This window comes from Ulvibacterium marinum (assembly GCF_003626755.1).
In the GTDB taxonomy this organism is placed as follows: domain Bacteria; phylum Bacteroidota; class Bacteroidia; order Flavobacteriales; family Flavobacteriaceae; genus Ulvibacterium; species Ulvibacterium marinum.
In genome coordinates this window covers 910,793-929,747 of sequence record NZ_RBCJ01000003.1, presented here as the reverse complement: position 1 = coordinate 929,747, position 18,955 = coordinate 910,793, and the positions used below count along the sequence as shown (strand labels likewise).

19 protein-coding genes are annotated in these 18,955 nt (G+C 40.3%); 8 read left to right on the top strand and 11 right to left on the bottom strand.

Annotated features, from left to right (window positions below; translation table 11 throughout):
* Positions 1-29 precede the first annotated feature (29 nt).
* The 4 genes from D7Z94_RS17170 to nusB form a co-directional block, all read right to left on the bottom strand.
* The gene (locus tag D7Z94_RS17170) at positions 30-1,379 is read right to left on the bottom strand and encodes a Gfo/Idh/MocA family protein (protein WP_120712789.1); all 1,350 of its coding nucleotides are present in this window, start codon (positions 1,377-1,379) and stop codon (positions 30-32) included.
* Positions 1,380-1,639: 260 nt separating this feature from the next.
* A complete protein-coding gene (yajC, locus tag D7Z94_RS17165; protein WP_120712788.1) occupies positions 1,640-1,927 on the bottom strand; it encodes a preprotein translocase subunit YajC in 288 nt (95 codons plus the stop codon).
* A 27-nt stretch (positions 1,928-1,954) separates the two neighbouring features.
* A complete protein-coding gene (locus D7Z94_RS17160) occupies positions 1,955-2,425 on the bottom strand; it encodes a DUF1573 domain-containing protein (protein WP_120712787.1) in 471 nt (156 codons plus the stop codon).
* 43 nt (positions 2,426-2,468) lie between these two features.
* Positions 2,469-3,416 carry a transcription antitermination factor NusB gene (gene nusB / locus D7Z94_RS17155; RefSeq protein WP_120712786.1) on the bottom strand — a complete coding sequence of 316 codons (948 nt, stop codon included), beginning with the start codon at positions 3,414-3,416 and terminating at the stop codon, positions 2,469-2,471.
* Positions 3,417-3,594: 178 nt separating this feature from the next.
* Here nusB and D7Z94_RS17150 point away from each other — a divergent pair, with 178 nt between their 5' ends.
* From D7Z94_RS17150 to D7Z94_RS17140, 3 genes are all read left to right on the top strand, one after another.
* Positions 3,595-5,343 (top strand): ABC transporter ATP-binding protein, encoded by a 1,749-nt coding sequence (locus tag D7Z94_RS17150; protein ID WP_120712785.1) that lies wholly within the window; start codon positions 3,595-3,597, stop codon positions 5,341-5,343.
* An 85-nt stretch (positions 5,344-5,428) separates the two neighbouring features.
* On the top strand, positions 5,429-5,800 hold the full coding sequence (locus tag D7Z94_RS17145; protein ID WP_120712784.1) for a PUR family DNA/RNA-binding protein: 372 nt from the start codon (positions 5,429-5,431) through the stop codon (positions 5,798-5,800).
* A gap of 87 nt (positions 5,801-5,887) precedes the next feature.
* Positions 5,888-8,419: a M14 family metallopeptidase gene (locus tag D7Z94_RS17140; protein WP_120713195.1), complete on the top strand. Its 2,532-nt coding sequence runs from the start codon at positions 5,888-5,890 to the stop codon at positions 8,417-8,419.
* A gap of 32 nt (positions 8,420-8,451) precedes the next feature.
* On the opposite strand, the gene D7Z94_RS17135 is transcribed toward D7Z94_RS17140, so the two are convergent.
* Positions 8,452-9,495, bottom strand: a complete 1,044-nt coding sequence (locus D7Z94_RS17135; protein ID WP_158594669.1) for a lysophospholipid acyltransferase family protein — start codon at positions 9,493-9,495, stop codon at positions 8,452-8,454.
* A gap of 252 nt (positions 9,496-9,747) precedes the next feature.
* Here D7Z94_RS17135 and D7Z94_RS17130 point away from each other — a divergent pair, with 252 nt between their 5' ends.
* The 3 genes from D7Z94_RS17130 to D7Z94_RS17120 are packed head-to-tail and all read left to right on the top strand — an operon-like array spanning position 9,748 to position 11,173.
* A complete protein-coding gene (locus D7Z94_RS17130) occupies positions 9,748-10,308 on the top strand; it encodes a thioredoxin family protein (RefSeq protein ID WP_120712782.1) in 561 nt (186 codons plus the stop codon).
* A 15-nt stretch (positions 10,309-10,323) separates the two neighbouring features.
* Positions 10,324-10,647, top strand: coding sequence for a cupin domain-containing protein (locus tag D7Z94_RS17125; protein WP_120712781.1), 324 nt, complete (start codon positions 10,324-10,326; stop codon positions 10,645-10,647).
* A gap of 4 nt (positions 10,648-10,651) precedes the next feature.
* On the top strand, positions 10,652-11,173 hold the full coding sequence (locus D7Z94_RS17120) for a GNAT family N-acetyltransferase (protein WP_158594668.1): 522 nt from the start codon (positions 10,652-10,654) through the stop codon (positions 11,171-11,173).
* Positions 11,174-11,208: 35 nt separating this feature from the next.
* On the opposite strand, the gene D7Z94_RS17115 is transcribed toward D7Z94_RS17120, so the two are convergent.
* A complete protein-coding gene (locus D7Z94_RS17115; RefSeq protein WP_120712779.1) occupies positions 11,209-11,751 on the bottom strand; it encodes a YfiT family bacillithiol transferase in 543 nt (180 codons plus the stop codon).
* Between the two features lie 166 nt (positions 11,752-11,917).
* On the opposite strand from D7Z94_RS17115, the gene D7Z94_RS17110 reads away from it, so the two are divergent.
* On the top strand, positions 11,918-12,556 hold the full coding sequence (locus D7Z94_RS17110; protein WP_120712778.1) for a peroxiredoxin: 639 nt from the start codon (positions 11,918-11,920) through the stop codon (positions 12,554-12,556).
* 262 nt (positions 12,557-12,818) lie between these two features.
* Here the strand turns inward: D7Z94_RS17110 and D7Z94_RS17105 are convergent, their stop codons facing one another.
* A complete protein-coding gene (locus tag D7Z94_RS17105; RefSeq protein WP_120712777.1) occupies positions 12,819-13,592 on the bottom strand; it encodes an SDR family oxidoreductase in 774 nt (257 codons plus the stop codon).
* Positions 13,593-13,703: 111 nt separating this feature from the next.
* The gene (locus D7Z94_RS17100) at positions 13,704-14,618 is read right to left on the bottom strand and encodes a helix-turn-helix domain-containing protein (RefSeq protein ID WP_120712776.1); all 915 of its coding nucleotides are present in this window, start codon (positions 14,616-14,618) and stop codon (positions 13,704-13,706) included.
* 189 nt (positions 14,619-14,807) lie between these two features.
* Here D7Z94_RS17100 and D7Z94_RS17095 point away from each other — a divergent pair, with 189 nt between their 5' ends.
* Positions 14,808-15,002, top strand: a complete 195-nt coding sequence (locus tag D7Z94_RS17095; RefSeq protein WP_120712775.1) for a cold-shock protein — start codon at positions 14,808-14,810, stop codon at positions 15,000-15,002.
* Positions 15,003-15,521: 519 nt separating this feature from the next.
* Here D7Z94_RS17095 and D7Z94_RS17090 read toward each other — a convergent pair.
* The 3 genes from D7Z94_RS17090 to D7Z94_RS17080 form a co-directional block, all read right to left on the bottom strand.
* Positions 15,522-16,454 carry a peptidylprolyl isomerase gene (locus D7Z94_RS17090; protein WP_120712774.1) on the bottom strand — a complete coding sequence of 311 codons (933 nt, stop codon included), beginning with the start codon at positions 16,452-16,454 and terminating at the stop codon, positions 15,522-15,524.
* Positions 16,455-16,556: 102 nt separating this feature from the next.
* Positions 16,557-17,933, bottom strand: a complete 1,377-nt coding sequence (locus tag D7Z94_RS17085) for a M28 family peptidase (protein ID WP_120712773.1) — start codon at positions 17,931-17,933, stop codon at positions 16,557-16,559.
* Positions 17,930-18,814 carry a PPK2 family polyphosphate kinase gene (locus tag D7Z94_RS17080; RefSeq protein ID WP_120712772.1) on the bottom strand — a complete coding sequence of 295 codons (885 nt, stop codon included), beginning with the start codon at positions 18,812-18,814 and terminating at the stop codon, positions 17,930-17,932. The genes D7Z94_RS17085 and D7Z94_RS17080 overlap by 4 nt, the downstream gene beginning before the upstream one ends.
* Positions 18,815-18,955 lie beyond the last annotated feature (141 nt).

Below are 18,955 nucleotides of genomic sequence, written 5' to 3'. Positions count from 1 at the left end.
TTTGGAAGGGATTTGGAATTTGAGTTGTTCTAAATCATGGGTAGTTTCCAACCGTTTTGATAGTTTGCCTTCATATACTTGTTGGCTTCCTCTTCCTTGAACTTTCCATTGGCCGTGTCCCAGTAAATCCTATTACCGGTCTTAAAGGCAACATTTCCCATATGGGATACCAAGGCAGCATCATAACCCACCTGTATAGGTGCCGTAAGCTTGGAGGCATCTCTTGCCTTAACGGCATCAATAAAATTAACGGTATGAAGATCAAGACCACTAACGCCGTCCTTATCCTTTAAAATAGCTTCCATTTTTGGCGTTCTTTCCTTGCCCCATCCATTAAAGCTCGTTTCTGGAATTACTTCCCATCCATTTCTATCCAGCACCAGAGTCCCATTATTACCGATAAAGGAAATACCATGATTGCGGCCATAATTGCCCCCATCTATACCCGTGGCATGTTCCCAAAGAATGGAGAAGCCATCGTATTCAAAAACGGTCTGTAAGGTATCCGGGGTTTCAGAGGCATCATCTGGATAAGCAAATTTACCCCCCAAGGCCATTACAGATTTTGGTCTACCCGCTTTCATTCCATAAAGGGCATAATCTATTAAGTGAACGCCCCAATCCGTCATTAATCCACCGGCGTAATCCCAAAACCATCTAAAGTTAAAGTGGAATCGGTTCGTATTAAAGGCTCTTTGTGGAGCAGGGCCCAACCACATATTATAATCCACGCCTTTGGGTACGGCTTCATCTGCAACTACCGGAACCGGTTTCATCCATCCCTGATAAGCCCAAGCCTTGGCCAAGCGTATCTCTCCCAATTTACCGGAATGTACAAAGTTAATAGCATCCACAAAATGTGGTTGACTCCGCTGCCATTGACCGATCTGGACCATGCGATCACTGGAATTTACATAATTCAGCATAATATCGGCCTCCTCGATTGAATTCGCGATGGGCTTTTCGCAATACACATCCTTGCCCGCTTGTAAGGCATCTGTTAGCTGAAGGCAATGCCAGTGATCTGGAGTACCTATGATAACCACGTCTATGTCCTTGTTTTCCAAAAGCTGTCTATAATCCTTATACCATTTTGGTTTTTTGATTCCCGCTTTTTCCAAATCCGCAGTGCGGGACTCAAGTACATTTTCATCGACATCGCACAAAGCAATCACATTGGTCTCGCTTATTTTCAACATGGAGCTTAGGTCACTAAATCCCATCCCTTTACAACCGATGACTCCCACATTGATGCGATCATTAGGTCCTACTCTTTTTCGCATGGTCGCCAACAGTTCCATAGGGAATGCAAATGCTGCTCCCGTTCCGGCGAGGGCCAGGGAACTTTTTTTGATAAAGTTTCGTCGATTTTGGTACATAACTGTAGTATTTTGTTTCGCCTATCAAGATAGTAATTTTCAATGAAAACTGTTCTATAATTTAGGCGTGGAACTACCCTCTGTATATCCAAATAGACCGATATATATTTTGGAAGTTAATCTATCAATTTCGGTCTTGATACAGAGGATGGCCCAACACCTATTTAGGTCGGCTCAGAGCCCTAAAAGAACTTAAAATTTTACACAAAAAAACGCCGACTTTAAAAATCGGCGTCCTAGGTATGTTTATGTAAACAAATCTACTTCTTGGCGGGGCTGCTTAGTTTTTTGCTCATTTCCAAGGATATGGCGGAGCGATCAAACTTGATCTTTCCTGCCATGGTCTCCAAGACACAAGAGTGATCCTTGTCATTAAGGTCCACTACCTTACCGTACATCCCACTTTTTGTGACTACCTTATCTCCCCTTTTAAGTTCTGCAGCAAAACGTTTTTCATCCTTTTGCCTTTTCATCTGTGGACGGATCATAAAAAAATAAGCCACAGCAAAAATGAGGATCATGGGTAAAAACTGTCCTATATCTCCCATTGTTTACGAATCTAATTTTTAATTTGATTAGTTGGCCGTTGGGCCTACCGGAGCAGCACCTTTAGGGTTTACAAAAGCCTTTATACGCAAGAGTTCGGAACCTTTCTCCGTGTTGGCGGTAACCGTAATGGTCTTTGTAACCTGGTTTTGGCCAGATCCGTTGAACTTTACCAACAACTCTCCTGTTTCACCTGGAGCTATAGGATCCTTTGGCGGGTTGGGTACCGTACAACCACAGCTACTTTTGGCATCCGTTATGATCAATGGGGCATCGCCGGTATTGGTAAACTTGAATACGGTCTCTTGGGGAGTTCCTTGTTCAATGGTTCCAAAATCATGCTCTGACTTTTCAAAAGCCATGACCGGAAGTTTTTTGGCGGCCTCGTCCCTTTCAGCGGCTTGTGCCACCTTGTCGGTATCTATTTTACTGGATGCATTTTCCTTACAGGAAACTGACAATAGCGCTATTAAACCTAGGCTTAAAACTATTCTTTTCATTATGTAATATTTTTTATATTCTGTAAAATTACAGAAATATTGTTTACAACAAGCCCCTACCGGTTTTTTTAAGTTTTCCCTCTACCCTGTATTCCTTTACCAGTTTATCTAAAATACCATTGATGAATATGCTACTTTTTGGTGTTGAATACTCCTTGGCAATTTCCAAAAATTCATTTATGGTTACTTTTTCCGGAATGGAAGGGAAGTTTAAAAGTTCGCAAATAGCCATTTTTAGTAAAATAGCATCAACATCCGCTATACGGTCCTTGTCCCAATTTGGGGTCTTGCCCTCTATCTCCTTCTCCCAACGCGTATTGTTCAGCAACGTAGTTGTCAAGAGCTTTTGGGCAAAATCCATATCGGCCTGATCCTTTAGCAGTTTGGGCAAGAAGAAGGATTCATTATGACTTTCCTTGGATTTCTTCAATAGTTTTAAAACAAAGGTATTTACAATGGGAATGTCATCGACCCAAGTTAACTTGTCATCTTCAAAATATTCGTAAATTTTTTCGTTAGGGGCAATTATTTCACGGAATACATCGAGAACAAACTGCCTATCCTCTTCATAACTGCTTTGATTGGAACGCATGTACTGGTCATAGTGCTCACTTTCCAAAATTTCCTTATAAATCAGTTTTACATATTCCTCGTTCAGATACCAATTTTGAAGTTTTCTTTTTTTCAGCTCATCCTCCAATAAACTATTATTGGAAATTTGCAACAGTACCCTGTTGTTTATGAATTTTTCTTTTTTGGGATACTCGTCGGAGATGCCGGACAAATATTTTTTGGAGGTAATTTTTAAATGACCGCTGGCCTTATGCTGTATTTCGGATAACAAACTCAGCACCAATAAATAGAGAACGTACATCCCTTCAATACTCGTCCTCAGAAATTTTTGTTGTTTTTCCAAGGAATCATCTTGGGATTGGGTCAAAGCGTAAATGCACTGCATCACCTTTACCCTAATATGCCTTCTCGTCAACATTTGCGCAGAACTTTTGAAAGAAATGGGTTAATCATCGCCCCGCAAAAATAGCAATCTATTTTTATTCTGTGCCAAGGTTCCAAGCTTTATCTTAGGTATTTTATAACATTTGTTTATCTCCCAAAGACCTATCTTTGGCGAAATCGAAAATAAGCATTACACCTAGCCCAACGGTTGCATGAAGGAATTAAAACACGTTAACAAATACTTCAAAAAATATTGGTTCAAACTATTGGTGGGCATTTTAATTACCATCATTGCCCGAGTATTTCAATTAGTGATGCCTTCTTACGTGAACAATTCCATACAAGTCGTGGAGGATTTCATGGCCCAAAAGATAACTGAACCTGTGGCAAAAGAAATGCTTTTGGAGTTCATCTTGATCATTGTAGGTGCGGCCTTGCTATCCGGGTTCTTTACTTTTTTAATGCGCCAAACGATTATTAATGTTTCACGATATATTGAATATGACCTGAAAAACGAGGTTTTTGACCACTATCAACTGTTAAGCCTTAGTTTTTATAAAAAAAATAGAACCGGGGATTTGATGAACCGCATAAGCGAGGATGTGGGTCAAGTACGTATGTATGCCGGGCCGGCAGTGATGTATGGTATGAATACGGTTACCCTTTTTGCTTGTATTATCCCCATTATGTTCATAAAGGCACCCACCTTGGCAGCATATACTTTGATACCTCTTCCCATTTTGTCCGTTCTTATTTATAAAATCAGTAAAGTCATCCACAATCGTAGTACGGTTGTCCAAGAATACCTGTCTACCCTATCTACTTTTACGCAAGAAGTTTTTTCCGGAGTGTCTGTAATAAAGGCATATGCCCTGGAGCCTCAGGTGAGCGGTGATCTAGGGGGCTTGGCCGTAGAAGGGAAGAACAAAAGTATGGACCTGGCCAAGGTAAACGCATGGTTCTTTCCTTTAATGATCTTGCTTATAGGCATAAGCAATATTTTTGTTATCTACATTGGCGGAAAACAATATATAGACGGAGAGATAAATTCCGTGGGTGTTATCGCAGAATTTATTTTATACGTAAATATGCTCACATGGCCCGTGGCCATTGTGGGATGGCTAACCTCCATCGTACAACGCGCGGAGGCTTCGCAAAAGAGAATAAATGAATTTCTAAAAGAGCGTCCTAAAATATGTAATCAGGTAGCCGAATCAATCCCTATTAAAGGAAAAATCGAGTTCAAAAACGTATCCTTTACCTATGAGGATACCAATATTACCGCACTAAAGGATATTTCATTTTCCATTAGTCCAGGGGAAACGGTCGCCATTTTGGGCAAAACAGGGGCCGGAAAATCTACCATTCTCGATTTAATTACCCGTCTTTACGATGTGTCTTCCGGTGAAATATTAATAGACGACATTCCGGTAAAAAATATAAACCTAAAAACCCTTAGAGAAGCTATTGGGGCGGTACCTCAGGATGCCTTGCTATTTTCCGACACCATTGAAAGCAATATAAAGTTCGGTAAATATGATGCCATGGAGAAAGAAGTTGTAACTGTGGCAAAAAATGCCGCGGTTCACGAAAATATTATGGGCTTTACCAAGAAGTATGATACCGTACTTGGGGAAAGGGGGATTACCTTAAGTGGAGGCCAAAAACAAAGAGTCTCCATAGCTAGGGCCCTATTGAAAGACCCTAAGGTCTATTTGTTCGATGATTGTCTTTCTGCCGTGGATACCGAGACAGAAGAGGAAATCTTAAATAATTTAAAGAAAGTTTCCAATGATAAAACGACCATAATAGTAAGCCATAGGGTTTCATCGGCAAAGAATGCGGACAAGGTTTTCGTCCTGGAGGATGGCCAGCTTTTACAAGAGGGTACGCATGAGGAATTGAACAATGTAGAGGGGTATTACAGAGAGCTTTATATCAACCAACTCTCTGAGAAATAAACAATCAAATTGTTGCCTTATTCCCATTTTTTTCACATTTTTGAAGGATTAATACCATTTATTTAACAACTATAAACTACACAAAATGAGCGAGAGAGAACTAATGGATCAGGAAGAAATCCATTCCAAGGTTTTAAGGGCTGGAAGAAGAACCTATTTTTTTGATGTAAGAAGCACTAAGGCCGGGGACTATTATTTGACCATTACGGAAAGCAAAAAGTTTACACATGATGACGGTTCTTTCCACTATAAAAAACACAAGATATACCTTTATAAAGAGGATTTTCAAGCGTTCAGGGAAAATGTTGAAGAAATGATGGATTTTATTTTTGATGAAAAAGGTTCCGAAGTAATTTCCGAGCGTCATCAGAAAGATTTTAAAAAAGAGGAACCCAGTGAGAATGGAGAAATAAAGTCCGCTGAAAGCTTTACAGATGTAGATTTTGATGATATTTAAATTAGGAGTTTCTTAAATAGTATGATAACGGCTCTTCGGACAAAGGGTCGTTTTTTGTTTTTGCCATTTATAAATTTTAGGTCTTATATGAGAACAGCTATCCCCTTGTTTTTGCTCTTTTTTGCTTATCTAATAGGTTTATCCCAAGAATCCTTGGACTTGAATTACTACCTTCCCCAAGGCATCAACTACAAAGAGGATATTCCCACTCCGAAAGAAATTATTGGTCATGAGGTAGGTGAATGGCATGTGACCCATGATAAGCTTATGTTTTATATGCGGACTTTGGCCGAAGCAAGCGAACGCATTACCATTGAGAGTAGAGGCGAGACTTTTGAGGGACGGCCAATTTTATTACTTACGGTAACCTCAGCAAAGAACCATAGAAACCTTGAAAAAATTAGACAGGAGCATCTTGCCTTAACCGAAGAAAGAGGAAGTTCCTTAAATACCGAAAAAATGCCCTTGGTGGTGTACCAAGGATTTTCCATACACGGCAATGAGCCCAGCGGATCTAATGCAGCATTGGCCTATGTCTACTATTTGGCAACCGCGGAAGGGCCGGACATCGAAGAGACCTTGGATAACTTGGTCATTTTATTGGATCCCTCTTTCAATCCGGATGGCCTACAACGTTTTGCCTATTGGGCCAATACCAACAGGAGCCAGAACCTAAATGCCGATAATAACGAAAGGGAATACCATGAAGTATGGCCCGGTGGGCGTACCAACCACTACTGGTTTGATATGAACCGCGATTGGCTACCTGTTCAATTGCCGGAAAGCCGTGCACGCATCCACACGTTTCATAAATGGCTACCAAACATCTTAACAGATCACCATGAGATGGGCACGAATTCCACTTTCTTTTTTCAACCGGGGGAACCTTCACGGGTCCATCCCCTAACATCCAAGTTGAACCAAGAACTAACGGCAGAGATTGGAACATACCACGCCAAGGCTTTGGATAAGATTGGGTCGTTGTACTATTCGGAAGAGAACTATGACGATTATTATTATGGAAAAGGCTCTACCTTTCCGGATGTTAACGGAAGCATTGGAATTCTTTTTGAGCAGGGCAGTTCCCGTGGGCATATCCAGGAGACAGAAAATGGCCTCCTCACCTTTCCATTTACAATCCGAAATCAGTTTACCACTGCACTATCCACCATAGAGGCGGCTAAAAATATGCGAACCAAAATCCTGGAGTATCAACGTGATTTTTATAACGGTTCAAGGAACGAGGCCTCCCGTAACAAGACCCAGGCCATTATTTTTGGAGACAGCAAGGATGCTTCCAAAGCATGGCATTTGGCTGAAGTTCTACATCGACACGGCGTAAAATTTCATGAATTGGCCAATGACATGACATTAGACGGAAAACGTTACAGTAAGGGATATGGTTATGTAGTACCCATGCGCCAAAAAAATCACCGCCTAATAAAAGCTATGTTCGAAAAACGGACCACATTTAAGGACAGCTTGTTCTATGACGTATCCGCTTGGACCTTCCCACTGGCCTTTAATATGGACTATGCTGAAGTAAACACATTGGAAAATATAGGTCCTGAAATAACCGAACTTACTGATTTATCGGGAAGTGTTGATACCAATAGCAATTATGCCTATCTTTTTGAATGGCACGAGTATTACACCCCCAAAGCCCTTAACATGATATTGGAAAAAGGGCTACGCGCCAAAGTTGCCAAATACCCTTTCTCCTTGGAGGGCAAGCAATACGACTATGGAACCATTATGATCCCCGTTCAGAATCAGGAATTGCAACCCAAGGAACTTCATGATTTTTTAAGTACAGTTGCCCAAAAAAGCAAAGTACATATAAAGGCAGTCAGTACTGGACTTACCAAAGGAATAGACTTGGGCAGTAACGATTTTGATCCCTTAAAAAAACAAAAAGTGGCCATCTTGGTCGGCCAAGGCATACGTTCGTATGATGCAGGTGAGATCTGGCATTTGTTCGATACCCGATATGACATGAAAATCACTAAGATCGATGTTTCCTATTTGGATAAGGTAGATCTCACAAAGTATACGGACCTAATAATACCAAGTTCCAGCAGTGCCAGTATGGCTTTGGCCGCAAAAGGTTCCCAAAATCTAAAGGACTGGGTAATGCAAGGTGGAACTTTAATAGGTTACAGAAGCGCAACCGAGTGGTTTGAAAAAAATGAGCTGATGAAGCTCAAATTCCGAAAGGATACTTTGGTCGCCAAAAATATTTCGTTTGGGGCAAAAAATGATTTCAAGGGTGCGCAAGTGACTGGTGGTGCCATTTTTCAGACCAAATTGGATCGATCTCATCCTATTAACTATGGGTACAAAAATAATCGATTAGCGCTTTTTCGAAATACGAATATTTTTATTGAACCGGATAAGGATAGCTATAACAATCCAATCCAGTATACTCATACCCCACTATTAAGCGGATACATCTCCGAGGAGAATTTGGCCATGTTAAAGGGAAGTGTGCCTTTTCAGGTTCAGAAGTTGGGCAAGGGCAGAGTTGTAGTGTTTACGGATAACACAAACTTTAGGGCATTCTGGTATGGTACCAACAAATTACTGATGAACGCCATTTTCTTCGGTGGGATAATGTAACGTAAAGCTCAAAAACCAGGACAATAACATCCTTAACGCACACGTAACTTCACATACCCCAAATTGAAAAGAAAAATGCCCAGGACTATGATAAAGGCAGTTAAGGGGGCATATAGAATCATAAGCACTATAAACAAGAATGCATAATAGAGCGGGTATGCCATTAAGGCGAAACCGAATCTGATTGTGGCGGTAAACTCTGGTTCCCAAACCCTAGGTTTTACCATAGTTTTCCAAAGCAGTATAATCGGGAAATTAAAAATGTAAAAAGCAATTTGGAGAAACCCTTTTTCCCGTTTCCTCTTTACATGGGTCTGGGTCTCCAAGGGTTTTAGGGTTTTCAATTTTGAATTGACTTTTGTAGGGTCCAAATAATCTGTCCTGTTCTTATCCAAATGCCTTATAATGGCATCATACAAGTCTTCGTCCTCTATATGAGTGGTTAGCGTTTTTAGTGCCTCCGAAACCCTTTGTTTGATGATATGGGTGGATGAAATTAGATTGGAGGCATCATAAAACTGTTGTACGGAAATATCCTGGCCGAAATAAATAGCCACTGAATCTGGGAAACCTTCCGCATTTTGATAATTCAATCCAATGGGAACCAAACGTATGTCCAAATTTGGATTTTGCTGTAATGCAGCGAATACAATACGTGTAAAACCTTTGCTTAAAGGTCTAACTCTACGTTTTAGATTATGATTGGCCTCCGGGAACATCAATATGGCCTTTTCATCGCCTAACAAATGTGCACAATGATCAAATACCTCCGTATTGTTCTTTAAGGATTCTCGACCATCACGAATCCGGTAAATTGGTATCATCTGCAGAAAACCAAAAAACTTTTTCAGCAAAGGCTTTTTGAATACATCGGCACGAGTAAGAAAATAAGGCTTGCGATTACAATCTACGGCAACGAGCAGGACATCCAATAGTGCACTTTGATGATTGGCCAGAAAAAGCACTGGCTTGTCTTTTGGAACATTTTCAAGACCATGGACCTTTATTTTGGAAAAGTATTGATGCAATCCATTTTGTATCCAAAATTTTATGAGGTAATACCCAATTTTTTTCAAATCAATCTTTCTTTTTTCTTATTCTCCAAGGGAGGTTACGGAAATTCCAAGCTAGGATATCAAGTACCTTGGTTTGTTTTGTATATAGTTTTAAATAAAGCCATATAGGTCGCCCTTTGAAGTCTATTTTTTAATTTACATTAGTTCGCCCAAACAAAAGATCCATAAAATTCTTTTTAACTTTGATGTACCGAGTTGTTTTATCTAGTCTGAATCCTTTCATAGGACCATAAATACAAAAAAAAGTACAAAATGGCCAGAACTCCTAGCAATATGTTACCCTTGGGTACTACAGCCCCAGAATTCAGTTTAACGGATACCGTAACCGGAAAAGACGCTAGCCTTCAGGATTTAAAAGGTGATAAGGGAACCGTAATCATGTTCATCTGCAATCATTGTCCCTTTGTAAAACATGTAAATCCTGAAATTTCAAAATTAGGTCGGGAATACCAAAAAAATGGGATTAGTTTTATCGCCATCTCCAGTAACGATGTTCAGAATTATCCCCAGGATGCCCCAGATTTAATGAAAGAGACCGCCCAACAAGAAGGATACTCCTTCCCCTATCTTTATGACGAGACACAGGAAATAGCAAAGGCCTATGATGCTGCCTGTACACCGGACTTTTACCTTTTTGATGGTACCCTAAAACTGGTGTATCGTGGACAATTGGACGACTCCCGTCCTGGTAATGGAATACCGGTAACCGGAAAGGATCTTAGAAATGCCATGAGTGCCCTATTGGAAGGGAGAAAAATCGATGCGTTTCAAAGACCAAGTATTGGCTGCAACATCAAATGGGCAGACGCTTAACTTAAATTTTCTGAAATGAAAATAGATCCTCAAGAAGCATTGGCCAGATTGGCAAAATCCGAATCACTTTTTTTGAACCTTTTTGAGCATGGCACTTTGACCGTAGAAGTGTATAAGCCTCAAAAAGTCGATTTACAAAAACCGCATCCCCGGGATGAAGTATATATTATAATTTCTGGGAACGGTGAATTTTTGAATGATGGGGTGCGCATGAATTTTTCCCCCGGGGATTTCCTTTTTGTTCCTGCGGGAATAGAGCATCGTTTTGAAAACTTTAGCGAAGATTTTGCTACTTGGGTACTTTTCTATGGCCCTGAAGGAGGGGAAAAGGAAACCTAAGTTTATGGACATTGCCATAACTGCATTGACCCGAGAGTTGTTTGATGTCTACTGCGCCATTGGAATCAAATCCTATAGGCAGTTCTATTTACATCTCTGGGAGGACGAAGATCCTGCGCCCTATATAAACACTAGTTTTACCCAATCCATTCTTGGCCAAGAACTGGCACATCCCAACCATGAACATTTCATCATTTACCAAGGGGCATCGCCTGTGGGTATTTTTAAAGTACTACTACATTCCAAAATTGCACCCTACTCCTCCAAAGAAGCGTTCTTATTGGAAAAGCTTTACCTCCTAAGGGAGTACTCCGGTAAGGGTATCGGGACAGAGGTGCTGAATTTTGCCGAAAACAAGGCCAAGGAACTAAAGAAAGAAATTCTTTGGCTGGATACTATGAAAAAAGGTCCTGCCTTAAATTTTTATCTAAAAAATGGATTTAAAATTCTTAGGGAAGGAGTACTGGATCTTCCAAATGTTTTGGAAAACGAGCGACAGATGCTTATACTGTATAAAACTGTCTAGTCCTGTTTTATCACTCCTTAAATCCTAGGAAAGACTCACCAGTTATTTTTGATCAGTAAATTTTTGATGTGTGCGTAATGATGGTTTCCATGCCACACATATCTTCCTATATTCTCTTTTAAGGATGTTTCGGTATTGCTTTCAGGGTGGATGAACGTTCTCTCCAAATCCCCAGGGGAAAGCCTTTTTAACAAATAAACCAACTTGGTATGTATAGCACTTAAATGGTTCAAAGACATTTCAATGGGCCCTGTCCTGGTATCCAACAAATCGGCCCAAGCCTTTTCATCATACGCCTTGATTATAGGTCGATCTTCTGTCAATGCCCATTTAAATCGCATATAACTGTTGTGATGACTGTCCGAAACATGGTGGATCACCTGTCTCACGGTCCATCCGTCCGGTCGGTACGGGGTATCCAACTGTTCATCGGAAAGATTCTTGACCAGAAGCTTTAATTTTTGGGGAAAGACCTCCAATTCCAAAATCCAATCTTCGATAATTGCATCTTCAAAATTTTCTGGAAACACAAAATATCCTATCGGGTAGTGAAGTTTTTCCAAATCGATTTTCTCCATGAAAACAAAGATAGAGAAGATCATATGTTATTCGAAATAAAACCATGGCCTATACAATGAAAATGGTATTAAACTTTAATAGATTTTTAACCAAAAAAACAAGGGATTGCTATTTAATCCAATAATTTTGTAACACAATAAAATTAACAACCTAAAAATACAGGATATGGCTACTATACGATTGGGCGATACAGCCCCTAATTTTACTGCTGAAACTTCTCAAGGAACCCTAAATTTTTATGATTATTTGGGTGATAGCTGGGGAATTCTTTTTTCCCACCCCGCTGATTTTACACCGGTATGTACCACGGAATTGGGAACAGCTGCAAAATTCAAGGATGAGTTTGACAAACGCAATGTGAAAATGATCGCGTTGAGCGTAGACGGGGCAGAGTCTCATGCGGAATGGATCAAGGATATCAATGAAGTAGAAAAGACCACGGTTAATTTTCCCATTATTGCTGATGAGGACAGGAAAGTAGCTACGTTGTATGATATGATCCACCCAAATGCGGATGATAAACTTACCGTACGTTCCGTCTTTATTATAGCTCCGGACAAGGCCGTGAAGTTAATACTCACCTACCCCGCTTCTACGGGGCGTAATTTTTATGAGCTACTTCGTGTTGTGGATTCGCTGCAATTAACAGCTTACCATAAGGTTGCCACTCCTGCCAATTGGGAACACGGACAAGATGTTGTGGTAAGTCCGGCCATCCCAACTGAACAAGCTAGAGAAATGTTTACCAAAGGTGTGGAAGAAGTGAAACCTTATCTTAGAATGACACCAGATCCAACCGCGTAACAAGAAATTCTCAGATTTATCTGTTTGGCCTGTCCAATTTGGATTTTAGGACTTCGGGCCATCTTTTAAAAAACGTAGTTGTAAAAAACAGGCCCCTTGCTTTCACAAGGGGCCTGCCTATATCTAATCCAAATGGAAAACACTTTACTGGATTCCATATTAATTTGGCATGGAGCTTACAAAACCTTCTTTAAATTCCATTCTATCGGATTCTATAAGCATTTACCAATACCCTTCCCTTGCCTATTAAAACGGTGATTGTTTATAGAAACATACCTCCAGAAACCTCAACACGTTGACCGGTAATCCATCGAGCCTCATCCGAGGTTAAAAAGGAAACTACACCTCCAATGTCCTCGGACTCTCCTACCCTACCTAAGGCGGTCATTTGTGAAATAAATCCGGATACTTGTGGGTTTTTAAAAGCTTCTCGGTTAACGTCGGTGTTTATTGCCCCCGGAGCCACTACATTAACCGTTATTTTTTTGGGACCCAACTCTTTCGCCAAATATCTGGTAAATGTTTCAACCGCGCTCTTAGCCGCGGCATAGGCCGCATGTCCAGGAAGGCTAAATCTTGCCAACCCTGTTGAGATATTGATAATCCTTCCTCCTTCATTTAAGAGTTTTAAGGCTTTTTGGGTAAGGAAGAATACTCCTTTGTATTGAATATTGGTAACCAGGTCAAAGGTTTTCTCATCCATAGAAGCTATTGGAGCCTGCGGAATAATGCCTGCATTATTCACCAAAATATCCAGGTTTGTAGCATTCCATTTGGATTTTAGTTCCATGCTTAATCGGTTAAAAAAATCATCAAAAGTAGATACTTTCCCGGTATCCAATTGCAATGCGAAAGCCTTACCTCCCTTACCTCCCCCTTTTTCAATTTGAGCTACTGTATTATTGGCAGCCTCCTTATCCGAGTGGTAGGTAATCACTACATTGGCCCCATTTTCCGAGAGCCGTATGGCCATTTCCTTTCCCAAACCTCGGCTGCTTCCGGTTACCAAGGCTATTTTTCCTTCTAAATTTTTCATCTTTTTTGTTTTTAGGGATTTATATTATTTCTTAAACAAAGATGAAACTTACACTTACGGGGATAAAGGTGTATTTTTTAGAAAAGGAGGTATATTTCTTTGATGATAGTTCTAAGGGTCTTTTCTGTACTTAACCGGTGATTTGCCGACATACTTTTTGAAGAATTTGGAAAAATGGGTCGCCTCCTGAAATCCTAAACTATAAGCTATTTCCTTAATCGGATTTGTGGACTGGGTTAACATGGCCTTGGCTTCGGATAACATTTTTTCGTGTATCCAATTATTGGCGGTCCGACCGGTCTTGGTTTTAACTACGGTACTAAAGTAACTAGGGTTTAATTGCTGCTGAGCGGAAAAGTATTGAACCTGCGGGATTTCCTTTTGTCCTTTGGAATCGTTCAGGAGTTTTCGGAAATATTTTTCCAAATCTTTTTTAAATCTATTTACAATTTCCGAATCCCTATCATATTCCATCTTAAAGCCTCTATCCTTCAAAAGATATTCCTTGACCTTAAGCAAAAAGACCAAGAAAAATGAACTGACAATTTTGTGTTTCAAGACAGTATTTTTCTGTTCTTCGATAATGATTTGTTCCGCTAAAGCATATAGTTCTCCAAAGCGATGTTCATCCAAGTAACAGGGTGGTACGATCTCTGTCAATAAAAACGAAAATTCATCAAAGACATCCCTATGGATGAATTCTTTTAGGAAGTTCTCGGAAACCGTGATAATAAAACCATGGCTTACCTCCCTGATATGAAAAGATTTTAAGTGTCCCGGATTGGTAAAATATAAGGTCCTTCCTTTTGTTGAAAACTTTCTATTGTCTATGCTGTAATCCGTACTTCCTTTTTGTACCAATACAAAGGAATAATAATTGGCCCTAAACGTAGGGGATTTTGTAGGTCTCGGATGTATGTCTTCTAACCGGTTTATGGTAAAATCAGAATCCTGATGTACTTGATTCCCCAAATCCTCGGATTTCAATAAGTCCGAAATCTTGTTATATGACCGTACTTCTCCCATTAGTTAAATATAATAAGAATACTAAACCCCATTCCGGAGCCTTAATTTAAGGCTAGCAAATCCATCTCCGTTAAATCTCCAATTAATTCCATAAGATGTCTTTACAAAAAGATAACATTCAAAAAATCATTGAATTAAAAATTTTAACATTACCTTCGCGTTTTAATTTAATTTTTAATTTTTTTTATTATGGGTAAAGGAACAGTAAAATTCTTCAATGATTCCAAAGGATATGGTTTCATTACAGAAGATGGTTCAAACGAAGATCATTTTGTACACATTTCTGGCTTAATCGATGAGGTTCGAGAAGGCGATGTTGTGGAATTTGAGCTACAACAAGGTAAAAAAGGATTGAACGCCGTTAATGTGAAAGTTGTTGACTAGGTAACGAATAGACTTTTTTATAGGATAGCCCTGGCAGTTTTGCCAGGGTTTTTTTGTGGAGCCTTCCAGGTAATTCTGAGAAGAACACTTCAATTCTATTGATTTTGTTTAACCCTAACGCAACCTTTTGTGTTTATTCCCATCTAAATTTAAACAAAACAATACCCCACTTCTAACAAGAACACACTATGTTGACCTTTTTTGGGATTCTTTTTTTGTTGCTCGTAATCAACATCATCCTGCTTCTTTTAAGTACTAAAAGTGCCAAAACCCTGGATAAATAGAAATATTTATAGAACAGGTAGGGTGTGTGCCTCTTTAGTTGTTTACAATGTATAGGTGATAATATCAATTGACCTATAAAGCAATAAGCCCCAAAGATGTTGATTTTCTTTATACTATTGTTAATCTTGGTCCTCGTAAATGTATTACTTCTACTGGTTAGCATTAATCGCGCCAAATAGTTGGGCTTAAAAAATACATAAATAGTATTTACACAGAAAATACTATGTTTAGTCCCTAACCTACTTTTACCAATTCAACATCGAATAGAAGGGTGGCATTTGGCGGAATAACTCCCCCGGCTCCTGCGCTTCCGTAGGCCAAATCGGGAGGAATAACAAATCGGGCCTTATCACCAACCTTTAAAAGTAAGATGCCTTCATCCCATCCAGGGATTACCTGACCTGTTCCTAGCTGGAAATCTATAGGCTGATTGCGCTGATAGGATGAGTCAAACACTTGCCCGTTAAGTAACGCTCCTTCATAGTGCACGGAGACTTGTTGACCTTTTTCGGCTTTAGATCCATTTCCATTTTCAATAATCTTATAGCGAAGTCCACTAGGGGTCTCATCGAATCCCACTGCAACCTTGTTCAGTTCTGCGGCTTGAAGTTTTCTCTCCTCTTCCAATCTCTTTGCTTTGGAGCTTTCAAAACTATCAAATGCGTCCAACGCATTCCATTGTTCTGCCTCATCACCCACTCGTAAAATTTCCAAGTTCTCGATAATATCTCCTTGAGCAATTTCATCAACAGTTTCTTGCCCTGATTCAACATGACCGAATACGGTATGCTTGTTATCCAACCATGGCGTAGGTACATGTGTAATGAAAAACTGGCTTCCATTGGTGCCTGGCCCCGCATTTGCCATGGATAGAACACCTGGTTCGGAATGCTTAAGGTCAGGATGAAATTCGTCATCAAACTTATAGCCCGGATCCCCAGTACCGGTACCTTGAGGACAACCACCTTGAATCATAAAGTCCGGTATCACCCTATGGAACTTTAAGCCATCATAATAAGGTTCACCTTCCGCCTTTGCCGAATTGTCCTTTTTACCTTCGGCCAGTGCCACAAAGTTACCAACGGTTCCAGGAGTTTTATCGTGGGTAAGTTTTACTACTATCTCTCCTTTTGAGGTATTGAATTTGGCATAGATTCCGTCTTGCATTTTTCGCTTTTTTTAATGAGCGGCAAAGGTAGGAAATTTTGTTGGGTATGGAGTTTCAATTTGAGGTCCCGGAAGCAAAAAATAAGCCTTTACAATTTAGCTCTAATTCACAATTCCATAGGTATCAAAAAGATAAACCAAACTGGTCATGGCAGCTGCGCCCAATTCCAATTCACGTTTGTTAACGTGTTCGAACGTATCGTTTTCCGCATGATGATGGTCAAAATAGCGTTGGGAATCAGGACGAAGCCCCGCCAATACCATTTCCCCATTATCCAATGGACGAATGTCGGCCCCGGAATACCCTTCTTTAAAAAAATGGACCAAATAAGGTTCAAACAATGAGGCCCAGGACTGTGCCCGTTCTAAATTGGCCTTCGAGGATTCAAAGGAAAAACCCCTAGGTGAAAAACCGCCAGCATCACTTTCCAAAGCAAAAATGTGGTTCTCTTTCTTTTCGTAGGCGATTTTCTTGTACCTGTTTCCACCACGAAGTCCATTTTCCTCGTTCATGAACAAAACAGCACGGATGGTTCGTTTTGGCTTGTATCCTGTTGTTTTTAAAAGGTGAAGCACTTCCATACTCTGTACACAGCCGGCCCCATCATCATGTGAACCGTCTCCCAAATCCCATGAATCTAAGTGTCCACCTACTAAAATTATCTCATCAGGATGGGTAGTTCCGGTAATTTCACCAATAACGTTAAAGGATTCCACGTCTTCCTCTTGTCTGCAATTTTGCTTAAAATAGAATTTGATTTTCGGATTAAGTTTTAAGGTAGTACTCAATAATTCAGCTCCTTTGGTACTTATGGCCGCGGCGGGGATCCTATTCTCCAAAGGAGTATCACCATAGCTCATGGCACCGGCATGGGGGTAATCGTCCAAGCGAAGTGTCATTGAACGAACTACAACACCTACGGCACCATACTTGGCCGCTTCCTCTGCCCCATTATAACGTTGGTCCACGCAACCGGTATAAGATTCAAAAGTATCTATTTCCGTAGGATCCATGGGTCGATTGAAAAATACAATCCTACCCCTTATCTTTTCTTCCCCCAAGGCTTTTAAATCTTCCAAACCTTTAACCTCTACAACATTGGCTTTTAGACCGACCAGAGGTGTAGCTACAGATCCCCCTAAAGCACATATCGGTACATTGGTAGTTATTCCAGGATTGGTCTCAATATAGGCAAATTCAGGGGTTCCCCTCACCCACTTGGGAACCATAAAGGGCTGTAACCAAACACGATCTAAGCCTAGCATATCCAACTGGGCCTTGGTGTAGTCTACAGCCTGTTGCGCCTGTACGGAACCAGAAAGCCTTCCTCCTATTTGATTGGAAAGATGGTTGAGCCAGTTGTAAGCCGATCCCTGGGTCAAGGCCGCATCATAAATACGTTTTATTTGTTGTTCATCTTTGGTCTGTGCTATGGTAATCAGACTTGCAAAAAAAAATAGTACACTAATTTTTTTCATTTCCCTTCATTTTCCAATTGCCGGATGTAAGCCTCTAAATTAGTCTGTATTTCCGGATCTAGCTCAGGTTCCTGGATATCTTTGTATTTTTTTAACTCTTGAAGTAGGATGGAGGCTGTAATTACCCTTGCAGCATCCTTATTATCTGATGGGATAATGTACCATGGTGCATGCGGTTTGGAAGTTTTATTGATTGCCTCCTCATAACATTTCTGGTATTGGTCCCAAAGCTTGCGTTCTTCCAGATCGCCTGGGGAGAATTTCCAGTTTTTTCTTTTCAACCTTAATCGTCTTAACTGTCTTTGGCGTTGCTCCTCTTTTGAAAGATGCAGGAAAAATTTGAAAATTATCATTCCGTTTTCGGCAATATGGCGTTCAAAATTATTGATTCTCTCAAAACGTCTTTCCCAAAACTTCTGATCTACATCTTCAACACTAAGAATATCCGGCATATTTTCACTCAAAAGGTATTCTGGATGAACTCGGGTCACCAATACATTTTCATAGTGTGTTCGGTTAAATACGCCAAATTTTCCTTTGGGCGGAAGGGCAATGTAGTGTCGCCAAATATAGTCGTGCTTGCGTTCTAAATCCGTGGGTACTTTAAAACTATGTACCACAACACCACGTGCATTAAAATCCTTGAATACTTCGCGGATCAAACTGTCCTTCCCTGCTGCATCCATTCCTTGGAGGCACACCAGAACACCGTATTTACCATGGGCGTACAAAGTATCTTGAAACTCCCCAAGTTCCTCTCGGGTTTGCTCCAGAGCTTTTTTCAAGTCCTTTTTTGACGCATCCAAGTCCACGTAGGTCGGGGAATCTTCCAATTTTATGGGAGTTCCCACCTTATAATGGGTTAAATCTACTTTCTTCATAAGTGGAATATAAAATATTTTCTCGTTGAAATACAGTGAATGTTAAAAAATTTGACCGTTTGTCATCCAATAAAACCGCTTCATCCAAAATTTGGGTTCTGTTATCCCGTCTATCGAAAAAATAGGCCCCTCTACGCTGTA